Genomic DNA, 13,106 nt, shown 5'->3' on the forward strand with positions numbered 1-13,106 from the left:
TGCGCGTTTTATAAGCCAAGTAAAAATTGCCGAAAATATGAATTAATACTCAGCGCACCATCGTCCACTCGCCCTGCTTGTTCTTCTTAAAACGCACCGCTTCAATATTAGTTTTTTCCTGCCCCAGCATTGTCACTGTCGCTTCAACGCTGCACAGATAAACACTATCAGCCTCGGACTCACAGCCTTGCAGAGCAATGTTTTCAATCTTGGGCATCATGCTCGCTAACATCGTATTGAGATCACTATCCTCAGCATCAATCATGCCGGTGACCTTATCTAAATCGTGCTTGATTTGCTCCTGCAGCACCTGACGCACCTCTGCTTCTGAGGGCGCACCGCCACAGGCCGCCAATCCGGCTGCCATTGCCACCAACACCGTCCAGCGCGCCCAACCTTTTACTACGTTCATTCTTACTCCTTGTTAGACGCGAGCTGCGCCGTTTTTAAAAATGCTCACTGCAGGCTACAACCTGCAGTCAATTATCAATTTTATTACGTTCGATCGATTAATTATGTCGGGCTTACAATAAAAACAACACTAATAAAATGATAAATATCAATAAGCTTATTTTAAAAACAATATCAATAGATAAACGAGAAAACAACACTAAATGGCACAGCTATTACTTCTAAAGCACTGTGTCTCTACTGCTTTTCAAGGTCATATACTCAAACCAGAGCGATACCTATCGTTCTAAATCAAATAAAAATAGTGGAGGTAATTATGCAGTGGATTAATCCAGCGTACAGCGATCTAAGACTCGGCTTCGAAGTAACAGCCTACGTTTACGTTCGCTAATAATAGAGCACTGGAGACTCTATTTCCAGTGCTCCTTCATACAAAAGGAGCTCACTCTATGCACAATAAAAGCTCTATATCAGCGGCGTGTTTTTTTAATATTAATGAGTCATTTATGTTCCGCTGGGAGCCTTCCCAAGATGCATTCGTGATTATGTATCCAGAAGGCATTGTTAAACTTAACCAAACCGCCGGTGAAATATTAAGTTATTGCGATGGCAAACATTCAGTCACTGACATCGCGGCTCTTCTTGCCAAAAAGTTTACTGCAAGTGAAGACTTTATTTTGGCGCAAGTGAATGATTTTCTGGAGGTCAGTCATGGCAAAGGTTGGATCACAATTACGTCTTGATGGGAATGGTGCGCCGATCTGGTTGCTTCTCGAGCTGACGTATAAATGCCCCCTCAAGTGCGCCTTTTGCAGTAACCCAACAGAGTTGGATGACTTAAGCGATGAGCTGAGCACTGAGCAGTGGAAAAAAGTTATCCATGACGCCAAAGCGATGGGAGCATTGCAAATTGGCTTTTCTGGCGGTGAGCCGACACTGCGTAAAGACCTCGAAGAGCTGGTCGCCGAAGCCAATCAATTAGGCTATTACACCAACCTGATTACCTCAGGGATTGGTTTAACCACTAAACGTTTACAACGTTTAAAAGAAGCAGGCTTAAGGCACATCCAACTGGGCATGCAGTCCAGCGAGCCGACCACAACCCACTGGATTTCTGGGGTTGATTGCTTTGATAAAAAAATAAAGATCGCCAAAGAAATAAAACGCTTGGGCTTTCCCATGGTACTCAATGTCCCAATTTCAAAAATCAATATACATCTAGTCCCAGAGATTATTGACCTCGCCGCAGAGATTGGTGTGGAGTACTTAGAGCTGGCCAATGTTCAATACTATAACTGGGCGTTAATCAATCGCGATCAACTGATGCCCACCCAAGAGGAGTTGATTACAGCCGAAGCACAGGTCAACGCTGCACGCCTGCGCTTGGGCGACAAAATGACCTTGTTTTTTGTGATTCCAGACTATTTTGAAGGCCGTCCTAAAGCCTGTATGAATGGCTGGGGCAGTATTCATTTAACCGTGGCACCGGATGGAACAGTTTTACCTTGCTCACAAGCCCGCAGCATGAAACATCTTAATTTCCCTAATGTACGCAAGCAGGATTTGTCTTGGATTTGGCACCAGTCAAACGAGTTTAATCTGTACCGCGGTGACAGCTGGATGAAAGAACCGTGCCGCAGCTGCTCCGAAAAAACCACCGATTTTGGCGGCTGCCGTTGCCAAGCCTTTTTACTCACCGGCGATGCCGCTAATACCGACCCTGCTTGCAGTAAGTCAGAGCATCACTCGTTAATTATCGACGCCGTACAGCACGCCAATAACACCAGCAACACCACGCTGATTGCTCGCGAAGCCGGCTGGGTTAACTTGGAGTTAGAGCCATGAAACTCCCGCATGACTCTTTGCTCGGCACCCTCAGTGCTGGCGTGGTGTTAACCGCAGTTTTATATCTGTTCGCAGCAGCACTGATCAGCGGGGTATAAGATGATGTTTGCAGTCTTCGATATGTTCTTGCGCTACCTGCATATCCTGTTTGCTTTAGTCTGGATTGGCCATAACTATGCCAACGTTGTGCAAAATCCAAGATTCAAAGCGTTGCACAGTGAAGCCTCAGCAGAAGATCGCGATTTAGCTTTAACTCGCAGAATGCAACGCGAGCATGGCGCCTTTCGCTATGCGTCACTGCTGGTGCTGTTCTCAGGCTTAGCGATGCTCGGCTATCGCGGCACGTTGGTCTCAGCCTTAAGTCTAGAAGGCCATCACGCCGTGATTGGCATCGGCGCGTGGCTGGGTATTATCATGGTCTGCAACCTGTGGTTTGTGCTTTGGCCGCATCAGAAAAAAGTCTTGGGCTTTGTCGCCGCGCCGCTACAGGAACGCATTCGCTGCTCTCGCATCACCTTTCTCTCCTCACGCAGCAATACTATTTTATCCATGCCGCTACTGTTTTTTATGGTCGCAGGCAGCCATGGCTTGGTGCTGTTCTAATGCGCACTCGAGCACAAACCTTCAACTTCTCTGGTGGCCCCGCCGTGATGCCAGAGTCACTGTTACTGCGCGCGCAGAGTGAACTGCTTAATTGGCACAACAGCGGTATGTCAGTGCTAGAAATGCCCTTCACCAGCCCGCACTTTATCGACATCATGACTGCTGCTAAGCAAAAAATACGCGATATTTTAGCAGTGCCGAGCAACTATCAAATCCTATTTATGCAGGGCGGTGCCTCGACTCAGTTTGCTTTAATTCCCATGAACCTGCTACCGCATGGCGGCCACGCCACTTATATCGACAGCGGCTACTGGTCGATGAAAGCGGCAAACGAAGCCAAACAGCACGGTACCATTCATCTGGGCGCCAGCGTCAATCACGCAACACCGTTACGCATTCCAGCGTCAGCCGATTGGGTTGTGCCTCCGCAATCAGCGTATTGCCATATCACCAGCAATGAAACCACGACTGGCCTGGCTTTTCACAGCGACCCCAAACTCGGCTCCATGACACTGATTGCCGATATGACCTCCGACTTTATGTCGCGTCCTATCTGTATCGAAAACTACGGAGTGATCTATGCCGGCTGCCAAAAAAATATCGGCCCCACCGGCTTGGTTATCTTAATCATCCGCGATGATCTGATCAAAAAAGCACGCCCAGAGCTACCGAACATCTTCAGCTATCAAGAACACATTGTTAATAACAACCGTCTTAATACGCCGCTCACCTACAGTATCTATCTCACCGATTTAGCCTGCGATTGGATTATCGAACAAGGCGGTGTGCTGGCCTTATCTCACAGAAACCGACAACGCGCAGACACTCTCTACGCTCTGCTGGATGCTGATGATTTTTATAGCTGCCCTGTCGATAAGTGCTGCCGTTCGATGATGAATGTGTGCTTTAACCTAGCGAGCACCGCCCTTGAACAGCAGTTTCTAAGCGCCGCTGAACAACACGGCTTGCTGAATCTGCAAGGTCATAAACACTTGGGCGGCATCCGCGCCAGTCTCTACAACGCGCAAACCACTGAAGCCATCGATGCGCTGATGCACTTTATGGAGTACTTTCGTGCCACTCACAGCCGTTAACGATAGAGAGGTGGCGTTCCGCACCGCCTGCCAACACGCACGCGCCGCACCGCTAGCCGCCCAAGCAGCACTGGCTTTCGATAATAAAGCGGCACGCGTGCTGGGCCTTAACTTTGCCAATCGCTTGGGGATCGCCGCCGGTTTCGATAAACACGGACAGCTCGGTAAAGCCGCCGCAGCACTGGGCTTTGGTCATATCGAACTCGGTAGCTGGACACTGGCGCACTGCACATCAGCACTGATTCAAGAGCCGCCGGCAGGCGTCACTGCTGCACGGATTGGGGTTAACCTGCAGATCCATGACCTTAGCCCAACAGAGTTTAAGACCACACTTACTACGCACTTAGCACAGCTCGCAACAATTGCTGATTACCTCAGCATTAATGTTTACGAAAGCTATAGCCAAGACACTTTACAGACGATTCTTCAGCGGGTAATACAGGTCAAAACCCAGCAATTAAACCCGGCACAACATGATGCGAAACATGTCCCGATTGTTTTAAAACTGCATAGCAGTGCGCACTCAGACTACCTGTCTTCGATCATGCCGCGGCTGCAAGCGTTTCCAGTCGAAGGAATTGCCGTTTCCTTTGATTTAGGTAAACCCGTCACCCAACATGCTTTTTCATTTTGGCAAAATCCTGCCGCACAAGCACATGCCTGCCGTCAGCTAGAGTTTTGTCGAAAAACTATCCCTGCGCAGACAGCTTTAATTGCTATTGGCGGCGTCAGCCAAGCACAGCACTATCAAGACCGGCTGAATGCCGGTGCCGATCTGGTCCAGCTACATAACGCCCTCGTGTTTAACGGCGTTGATATCGCCTACCAAGTACTGCGTTAGGGTTGCGTAGAAAAGCTACACGTATTGTATAAAATCGGCTCTCACGCTTTTATTGTCATCACAGTTATTAAACACCACATTAAAGGCAAGCATGGATGACTCGACGCAAGCAGCAGGCTCAGTATCGAACAAGATAGCGGATAGGTTGAGCAATCGTATTAACAGATTGAAGTCAGAACTTTCGTAAGATGGCGCAGTGGACGGGACTCGAACCCGCGACCCCGGCGTGACAGGCCGTTCGAGCCAGAGGCCCTTAATCAACATACATTGCACATTAACTGTAACTAATTGATATACAAATAAATAGGAGCTGAACAGCTTCAACATCAATCTATGCCAATTAGTACAAGTGAGCTGGTCACAGACGGTGAAACCTCTGTTTTCAATGGGAACAATGTTCCCACTTCCTTGTGACTTACTCGGCAGACACGCAGGGAAGCTGGATCTCAAAAATCATCTGTTCACCATCACCTCGTGCCGTAATACTGCCACCGTGCGCTTCAATAATTGACTTCACAATGGCCAAACCTAAACCTGCTCCGTCGCCTTTGCGTTGACGTGAAGGGTCAGCCCGATAAAACCGATCAAAGAGTTTTGGTAGATGCTCAGGATCGATGGTTAAGCCTGGGTTTTCCACACGAATCATCACCCTGTCGTTACTATGCGCCACAAGAGTCACTGTCACCGCCTGCCCCTCTGCGGTATAACGTATGGCATTGGATAGAAGATTACTCAGCGCGCGGCGAATCATTAGCCTGTCAGCCTCCACCCAAACGACAGGCCCTATGCATACTAATGAAACACCGCGCTCATCAGCCCACGCCTCAAAGTACTCAAATAACATCTGCACTTCGGTGACTAAGTTGAGCTTAACCCGCTCCCCTTGCAGCTGCTGGTTGTCAGCTTGAGCCAAAAACAGCATATCGCCGACCATTTTGGCCATACGCTCATACTCTTCCAAACTTGAATACAAAATCTCTTGATACTGCTCGATGTCACGGGCTTGCGAAAGCGCGACTTCCGTTTGCGTTTTCAAGTTAGTGATAGGTGTACGCAACTCATGGGCGATATCCGCGGAAAAGTTTGAGAGACGCGCAAAGCTCTCTTCGATCCGATCGAGCATGTCGTTGAATGAGACTGCGAGCTCGGTTAACTCGACTGGAACAGTATTGGGAGCAAGCCGAATAGACAGATGATCAGACTTGATTCGACGAATTTCTGCACTGATGCGCCGCAGAGGTGCATGACCTTGGTAGACTGCAATCCATGTAGCAAAAATAGCAACCATGCATGCTGCAAAAGTAATCAGCTTCAAATACATATGAAAACTATCAAGATAGTGCAAATGGAAATCAATGCCTGTTGCTACTGCTAACGTTAAGGGTTGGCCGTCTAAAGCCTGTGTTTGCGTAAGCTGCACAACGGCTCCCCTATAGGTCTTTTCTTTATCTCGCCAGACTTTCACCGACTTAATACTGACTACATCTGCAGAAGGGACCATTCCTGCAAAACCGCCAAAATCTGAGCTAGGCGTGGCGTAAATTACTTTACCGCTAGAGTCAGTTATCCGAAACTGAGCATTGTGATGGCCTGAGACCGCCCTTGCTAATCGACGCTCAAGGCTCTCAGTTGTTGCATCTAACAATGGACCGGACAGTGATTGAGAAACTATCTGCACGACCGCATTAAGCTCATCAATATCCTGTTGCTCAAAGTGAGTATCAATAGAACGTTCAACTATCCAGCCAAATGCGAGAAGCACAGCTGTTATGACAACACCGATAGATACGGTAAGGCGTAGAACTAAGGATGCAGGGCGACGTGTCACGAATTAGACCTCACTACTGACGTCAAGCATATAACCTATGCCGCGTACCGTATAAATAAGTTTAGGCTCGAAATCATCGTCGATTTTGGCACGCAGCCGCCTAATTGCAACATCGATGACATTAGTATCACTCTCAAAATTCATACCCCATACTTGCGATGCAATAAAAGACCGAGGCAACACTTCACCTTGGCGGCGCATTAACAGTTCTAATAGGGAAAATTCTTTATTTGTCAGGTTAATACGTACCTCATGTCGCTGCGCCCGTCGTCGTGAAAGGTCTAATACAAGGTCAGCCGCCCATATGTTTTCATTAAAAGCAGGCGTTGCACCTCGACGTAATAATGTGCGCACTCGTGCTAATAACTCCGAAAAAGAAAAGGGCTTGATCAAATAATCATCAGCACTCAGCTCCAGATTTTCACCTCCTTTCTCCACGTTATTACATGCAAGCAAGTACAGCACTGGTGTAGTCAACTTGGCTTCGCGCAACGCATGAATCATCCGCCAACCATCAACATCTGGCAGCATCACATTCAATATAATCAGATCATAATACTCTGTGAGCGCAAGGTGGTGCCCGTCTAACCCTGTGCGAGCTATATCAACAATAAAACCTAGCTCTGTCAGACACTGACTAATATATTCGCCTGCTTCTATTTCATCTTCAACCACCAGCAGTCTCATGCACTCACATCCCGAATTGGTTCGTTTTTTCGCCCGTAAAAAAACACTTACGAGCTATATACGTTGCGTATCAGCACTACTTTAATCATCTCAAGATGACATGACCATGGCCCGCACATTACAAATTTGTAATGCATATTTCATCAGCCTATTCATCAGAAAAATCCCTATAAAATGCTGCCGAGCCTAAATAAAAATAGAGAGGGTTTATTGTGTGATTACTGCACAGCGAACACAATTCATGCTCAACCCGTAAAACCCAATCACTTCCTTTCAGAAAAATCTTGATGAGAGCTTCTTATCGAGAACACCGTAATTTAATTTCACATGACAGAGATGTAATAACTAGGTAATCAAATTGAGCGCAACACCTTGCTAAGTTGTAAGCATTAACTTTACGCAGTGCCTTATCTTGCAACTCAGTTCTCAAAAGGAATTAACATGAAATGTGATATGAAAATGATGATCAAGGCAACTCTTTCTTTAGGTGTCGTCATCGTTGCTACATATGTAACGTTCCCTTCAGTCCGAGTATGGATTATCACTAGCTCGCCATTTTTATTCTTCCTGCTTTGTCCATTGATCATGCTCTTCATGATGAAGAGCATGCAATCTTGCAACAAGGAACAAAAAACAGAAGAGAAACAAGCAGATAAAACTATCACTTAGCCACTCTTTGATGCCGCTGTTGAGACTTAACGGAGGTTAAATATTAAGCACCGATCCTCATCAATCGACTCGATTCAGCCATTCCACTTTAATACTGTGAGCATAAAGCATCTCTTAAACAAGATTTAGCGCACATTACAGAAATGTAATGTGCGCGTCACTCGCCCGACAGCAACACTTCGCTAAAGTGACTTTAATCAAATCAGTCGACTATCTGTCAGGTCTCCAAATCGACTTTTCAATTTCTTCAGTTCGGGATACGCGCACATGAATCGTCAACCGCCTGCTGCACCTGCAATTGCTTCTTTACCACGTCGCCGCTTTGTTCAAGGGCTTGCTGGCGGTGGTGTTTTACTGGGTTTATCGCCCCTGCTAAACACAGTTCTAGCACAGCCACGCGCAACACAAACCGGTGCGCCAAAGGTGCTCAGCGGTACTGTGTTCAACTTGGAGATTGGTGAATCACCTGTCAACTTCACCGGCAGCCCACGCATGGCTACAACGGTGAATGGCTCACTGCCTGCCCCTACCTTGCATTGGCGTGAAGGCGATACCATCACCATTCACGTTAAGAATCACTTAAAAGAAGCCACTTCCATCCATTGGCACGGCATTATTTTACCTTTTGAAATGGACGGTGTGCCCGGTATCAGCTTTGCTGGGATAGCCCCCGGAGAAACCTTTACCTACCAATTTAAACTCGAGCAAAACGGCACCTACTGGTATCACTCACACTCAGGTATGCAAGAAGCGACAGGCGTATATGGAGCGATTGTCATTGAACCGGCACAATCTGACCCCGTACGCAGTGATCGCGACCATGTGATTCAACTCTCCGACTGGACCGATGAAGACCCTATGCGGGTACTCGCTAAGCTAAAAATGCAAGGCGACTATTACAATTACAATCAGCCGACAGTCGTTGATTTCCTCCAAGACGTTTCAGCTGACAGCCTGAAAGGCGCACTCGAAAAACGTAAAATGTGGAACGAAATGCGCATGAGTCCGACCGATTTAGCGGACTTATCGGCAAATGTTCTCACCTACTTAATGAACGGCACAACACCGGCCGGTAACTGGACAGGGCTGTTCCGTCCAGGCGAACGTGTCCGCCTACGCTTTATCAATGGTGCCGCAAATACCTTTTACGACGTGCGCATCCCTGGCCTTAAATTAACGGTGGTTCAGGCAGATGGCGTCAATCTAGAGCCAGTTACAGTAGACGAGTTCCGCTTCGGCCCTGGGGAAACCTATGACGTTCTGGTCGAGCCCAAGGACGAGACCTATACCGTTTTTGCTCAAGCAATGGATCGTAGTGGATACGCGCGCGGCACGTTAGCCACGCGCGCCGGGCTTACGGCTGCTGTTCCAGACGTTGATAAGCCAGAGTGGCTCGATATGGCGGATATGATGGGCGCTATGGGTAGCGGCGACATGGCTGGTATGGACCATGGTGCGATGGCCGGTATGGCCGGCGGCAGCATGACAGGTATGGACCACAGCGCGATGGCCGGTATGGCAGGGGGCAGCATGGCAGGCATGGACCACAGCGCGATGACCGGTATGGCTGGGGGCGGCATGGCAGGCATGGACCACAGTGCCATGGCGGGTATGGATTTAAATAAAGCCAGCAGCACTGTCAAGCACGCTCAAACAGAATACGGCGCAAGCATTGATATGCGCGTTGACACGCCGCGCACCAACCTCGATGACCCCGGAATCGGATTGCGTAACAACGGCCGCCGGGTACTCACCCTAGCAGACCTGCGCACACTGGGAGGCCCCATGGATCCGCGTGGCGCCGAGCGCGAGATCGAACTCCATCTCACCGGTAATATGGAGCGTTACGCGTGGTCCTTTGACGGCGTGGAGTACGGTAAATCTACACCTATACATTTTCGTTACGGCGAGCGCGTCAGGGTTATTTTGCACAACGACACCATGATGACGCACCCCATGCACTTACACGGTATGTGGAGCGAGCTGGAAGCGCCCGACGGTAGTTTTCAGGTTCGTCGCCATACCATTCCCGTACAACCCGCCCAACGCATTAGCTTTCTGGTAACCGCCGATGCATTGGGACGCTGGGCGTGGCATTGCCACTTGATGCTGCATATGGATGCCGGAATGTTCCGCGAAGTGGTGGTCGCATGACATCAGTCAATCAGAAAAAGGGAATCCTAACTGTGAATACCCCTATAAAGAAAAGAATTCTTGCTATCACTCTAGCATCAATAGGTACTGCACCATTTTTTGCTTATGCCCAAGCAGATCACCAACATAGCGGCCATAACGCCTCACCCGACAACGCATCACTTGCCGATCAAACCGCCGTGCCCGTAATGGATCACAGCACAATGCAGATGCCGGGTATGGATCACGGGGCGATGTCTATGAACTCGCCTCCTGCGCAAACCGATCCAGATAGCGCTTCCCCTGCTCATGATATGGGTGCTATGGACCATGGCTCCATGCAAATGCAGGGTGGGTCAGCGCCAACAGATGCGCGTGATCCCGATGCTTACTCGGGTGGTTACACGCGCAATGCTGGTCAGTATTCCTTAGGGGCTGAACACCGTTTGCGCATGTCTGACGCGCACAATTTCGCCTCTGTGGGTATCGACAAGCTTGAGTATGTTAGAGCCCGTGGCGGTGATGAATGGACCGCCTATGAAGGGCAAGCTTGGTTTGGCGGCACCTACAACCGAGCGGTACTTAAGGCAGAAGGTGAAGTCGCACAGGGTAAGCTGCAGGAGTCTCGAACTGAGCTGCTGTGGGGACATGCTGTTTCGACGTTTTGGGATACTCAACTAGGGGTTCGCTTCGACCACGGGCAAGGTACGCCCAACCGAGAATGGCTCGCGCTTGGCGTGCAAGGTCTGACGCCCTATTGGTTCGAGGTCGATGCTACAGCTTATGCTGGTCCCAGCGGCCGCACGGCGCTGAGACTCAACGCAGAATACGACCTATTACTGACGCAGAAGCTCTACCTGCAGCCTAGCGTCGAGGCCAACTTCTACGGCAAAAACGACAAAGCTCGTGAGATTGGTAGAGGCCTCTCGGATGCTAAGGCGGGCCTGCGACTGAAGTATGAAGTGACGCGCCAGTTTGTTCCTTACATTGGCGTGGAGTGGTCCAGCAAGTTTGGACAGACAGCCGATTATGCACAAGAGGAGGACGAGTCCAAGCACGAGACGCGCTTTGTCGCGGGTATCAGTTTTCGCTTTTAACGTTATTTCCTTGAGCCCGCGCCAGAAACGCGGTACTTAACCACTGATTAATGCAGAGAAAATCATGATCAAAAAAACACTATCAATCCTTGCTTTAAGCACCTTACCAGCCCTTGTGTTTGCCGCTGGTGAACACATGGGAGGGCACAACATGCCTGCGCACGGTATGGAAGGCCATGACATGTCAACGATGTCGCAAGCGACACCGATCTACGGGCAACCAGGCGATTCGAGCAAAGTGAGCCGTACAATCGAAGTGACAATGGATGACAGCATGCGTTTTACGCCGAGTCAAATAGATGTTAAACAAGGGGAAACCGTACGGTTTTTCATTAAAAACTCGGGGAAAATCCCTCACGAAATGGTTATTGGCTCACTTGGCGAGCTAAAAGCCCATGCCGCTGAGATGCTTGCAATGCCAGACATGCAGCACACAGACCCGAGTATGATCACTCTAAATCCAGGGCAGCGCGGTGGATTGGTCTGGCAGTTTGATAAGGCAACTACGGTGGATTTTGCCTGCTTGATTCCTGGGCATACGGAAGCCGGCATGGTAGGCAAGATACAAGTTAAATAACCAGTATTTAGCACAGCGTCTGATCGCCTAATTATCGCATTTTTGCGGCCCCTAGAGTGGTATCACTGCCTATGCAATGCTGCCACTCTATCGTTACTACACACCCAATAGAGTCGACACGAACAAAGCACTAAATAGGCTCTAAAACGGTGTAAATATTTAGTTGATGGCATGCATACACGATTGAAATATCTATTCCTAATATTAAGTATTCTTGTCGCCAACACCGCTATCGCCTCGGAGCGCGGACAAGTCTCAAACCCCAGGGTACAGCACTCTATTTTGGTCAAGCACTCACATCAATCAGCGGATCGATTCGAGGGCTTAGAAAATATGTTTCTTAAGACGCCATTGAGTGAGCGATCGCAAACTAACTCAGTTTTTGGCTACCGAGTTCACCCTGTATCAGGGCAGTGGAAAGGCCATCAGGGTATTGATTACCCCGCACCAAAAGGCACGCCTATTCGCGCCACGGCCCAAGGCAAGATAACTTTTATTGGCGCGCAAAACGGGTACGGAAAAGTTATCTTCATCAGCCACGACAATGATTACTCTACGGTATATGCACATCAAAGCCGTTTTGAAAATGGATTAAAAAAAGGAACCCACATAGAAAAAGGACAAATCATTGGTTACGTTGGATCAACTGGAATAGCCACAGGCAATCATTTGCATTATGAGCTACGGGTTAATAATCAGCCTGTAGATCCCATTCAAGAGAAACAACAACTGGCCTCCTATCTCCAAAGATAACTGCACTTGGGACGCTCAATTAGTAAGAGTAATTAAGATGGCTCTAACAGTAAAAAAAACCATAATTATCTGTGTAATTAGTATTTTTATGCTTGCCGCCAGTGTTTTTATGTTCGGATCATCGCTGGGTAACAAGTCAGCTTATATTGACCCGTCCGATAAACAGCTCGTGGCCGACGGCAAACAAATCTATGCTAAAAATTGCGCATCCTGTCACGGTGCAAAGTTAGAGGGCCAGCCTGATTGGCGAACACGTCAAGCCAATGGCCGTTTGCCCGCGCCGCCGCATGATGAAACTGGGCACACTTGGCATCATCCTGATGCACTATTAATTGATATTACAAAAAACGGTCTAGTGCCTGGTGTTACAGCGCCAGAGGGCTACACGAGTGATATGCCGGCTTACAAGACGTTATTGAGCGAGCATAATATCCTAGCGGTGCTCGCATATATAAAGAGCTCTTGGCCACAGCATGCGTTAGCCAGACAGAAGGAAATCTCTCAGCAGAAAAAGTAAGGTGCTTTGAACCATGCTCTTCTATTTGCAGCCAAAGTAGGACTTAAATAA

At 48.5% G+C, this 13,106-nt stretch carries 15 protein-coding genes; 12 read left to right on the forward strand and 3 right to left on the reverse strand.

All coding sequences use genetic code 11. The features are described from left to right. Nucleotides 1–49 precede the first annotated feature (49 nt). Nucleotides 50–412, reverse strand: coding sequence for a hypothetical protein (locus JYJ62_RS04085; protein ID WP_205340942.1), 363 nt, complete (start codon nucleotides 410–412; stop codon nucleotides 50–52). A gap of 315 nt (nucleotides 413–727) precedes the next feature. On the opposite strand from JYJ62_RS04085, the gene pqqA reads away from it, so the two are divergent. The 6 genes from pqqA to JYJ62_RS04115 all read left to right on the forward strand — a co-directional run bounded on the left by pqqA (nucleotide 728) and on the right by JYJ62_RS04115 (nucleotide 4,794). Then, complete coding sequence (gene pqqA / locus JYJ62_RS15940; RefSeq protein WP_205341308.1) at nucleotides 728–802, forward strand: pyrroloquinoline quinone precursor peptide PqqA; 75 nt, start codon at nucleotides 728–730, stop codon at nucleotides 800–802. Nucleotides 803–860: 58 nt separating this feature from the next. Then, nucleotides 861–1,154 carry a pyrroloquinoline quinone biosynthesis peptide chaperone PqqD gene (gene pqqD, locus JYJ62_RS04095; protein ID WP_205340943.1) on the forward strand — a complete coding sequence of 98 codons (294 nt, stop codon included), beginning with the start codon at nucleotides 861–863 and terminating at the stop codon, nucleotides 1,152–1,154. Next, nucleotides 1,123–2,256, forward strand: a complete 1,134-nt coding sequence (gene pqqE, locus JYJ62_RS04100; RefSeq protein ID WP_205340944.1) for a pyrroloquinoline quinone biosynthesis protein PqqE — start codon at nucleotides 1,123–1,125, stop codon at nucleotides 2,254–2,256. Before pqqD ends, pqqE begins: the two co-directional genes overlap by 32 nt. A 99-nt stretch (nucleotides 2,257–2,355) precedes the next feature. Continuing rightward, the gene (locus JYJ62_RS04105) at nucleotides 2,356–2,859 is read left to right on the forward strand and encodes a urate hydroxylase PuuD (RefSeq protein ID WP_205340945.1); all 504 of its coding nucleotides are present in this window, start codon (nucleotides 2,356–2,358) and stop codon (nucleotides 2,857–2,859) included. Beyond that, entirely contained in the window at nucleotides 2,859–3,953 is a 1,095-nt protein-coding gene (serC, locus tag JYJ62_RS04110) for a 3-phosphoserine/phosphohydroxythreonine transaminase (protein WP_205340946.1), read from the forward strand. Before JYJ62_RS04105 ends, serC begins: the two co-directional genes overlap by 1 nt. After that, nucleotides 3,934–4,794: a hypothetical protein gene (locus JYJ62_RS04115; protein WP_205340947.1), complete on the forward strand. Its 861-nt coding sequence runs from the start codon at nucleotides 3,934–3,936 to the stop codon at nucleotides 4,792–4,794. The genes serC and JYJ62_RS04115 overlap by 20 nt, the downstream gene beginning before the upstream one ends. 415 nt (nucleotides 4,795–5,209) lie before the next feature. Here JYJ62_RS04115 and JYJ62_RS04120 read toward each other — a convergent pair whose 3' ends face one another. Beyond that, nucleotides 5,210–6,622 carry a Cu(+)/Ag(+) sensor histidine kinase gene (locus JYJ62_RS04120; RefSeq protein WP_205340948.1) on the reverse strand — a complete coding sequence of 471 codons (1,413 nt, stop codon included), beginning with the start codon at nucleotides 6,620–6,622 and terminating at the stop codon, nucleotides 5,210–5,212. A 3-nt stretch (nucleotides 6,623–6,625) separates the two neighbouring features. Further along, entirely contained in the window at nucleotides 6,626–7,309 is a 684-nt protein-coding gene (locus tag JYJ62_RS04125; RefSeq protein ID WP_205340949.1) for a heavy metal response regulator transcription factor, read from the reverse strand. Nucleotides 7,310–7,750: 441 nt separating this feature from the next. Here JYJ62_RS04125 and JYJ62_RS04130 point away from each other — a divergent pair, with 441 nt between their 5' ends. The 6 genes from JYJ62_RS04130 to JYJ62_RS04155 all read left to right on the forward strand — a co-directional run bounded on the left by JYJ62_RS04130 (nucleotide 7,751) and on the right by JYJ62_RS04155 (nucleotide 13,055). Further along, the gene (locus tag JYJ62_RS04130) at nucleotides 7,751–7,978 is read left to right on the forward strand and encodes a DUF2933 domain-containing protein (RefSeq protein ID WP_022965913.1); all 228 of its coding nucleotides are present in this window, start codon (nucleotides 7,751–7,753) and stop codon (nucleotides 7,976–7,978) included. 267 nt (nucleotides 7,979–8,245) lie between these two features. Then, on the forward strand, nucleotides 8,246–10,132 hold the full coding sequence (locus JYJ62_RS04135) for a copper resistance system multicopper oxidase (RefSeq protein ID WP_205340950.1): 1,887 nt from the start codon (nucleotides 8,246–8,248) through the stop codon (nucleotides 10,130–10,132). Nucleotides 10,133–10,164: 32 nt separating this feature from the next. Continuing rightward, nucleotides 10,165–11,208 carry a copper resistance protein B gene (locus JYJ62_RS04140; protein WP_028244199.1) on the forward strand — a complete coding sequence of 348 codons (1,044 nt, stop codon included), beginning with the start codon at nucleotides 10,165–10,167 and terminating at the stop codon, nucleotides 11,206–11,208. A 64-nt stretch (nucleotides 11,209–11,272) separates the two neighbouring features. Continuing rightward, complete coding sequence (locus JYJ62_RS04145; RefSeq protein ID WP_022965916.1) at nucleotides 11,273–11,785, forward strand: cupredoxin domain-containing protein; 513 nt, start codon at nucleotides 11,273–11,275, stop codon at nucleotides 11,783–11,785. A gap of 171 nt (nucleotides 11,786–11,956) precedes the next feature. Beyond that, nucleotides 11,957–12,538, forward strand: coding sequence for a M23 family metallopeptidase (locus JYJ62_RS04150; protein ID WP_205340951.1), 582 nt, complete (start codon nucleotides 11,957–11,959; stop codon nucleotides 12,536–12,538). 37 nt (nucleotides 12,539–12,575) lie between these two features. Further along, nucleotides 12,576–13,055 carry a c-type cytochrome gene (locus tag JYJ62_RS04155; RefSeq protein WP_205340952.1) on the forward strand — a complete coding sequence of 160 codons (480 nt, stop codon included), beginning with the start codon at nucleotides 12,576–12,578 and terminating at the stop codon, nucleotides 13,053–13,055. Nucleotides 13,056–13,106: the final 51 nt, after the last annotated feature.

Origin of the sequence: Denitrificimonas caeni, from assembly GCF_905120345.1 — a bacterium.
Taxonomy (GTDB): domain Bacteria; phylum Pseudomonadota; class Gammaproteobacteria; order Pseudomonadales; family Pseudomonadaceae; genus Denitrificimonas; species Denitrificimonas caeni_A.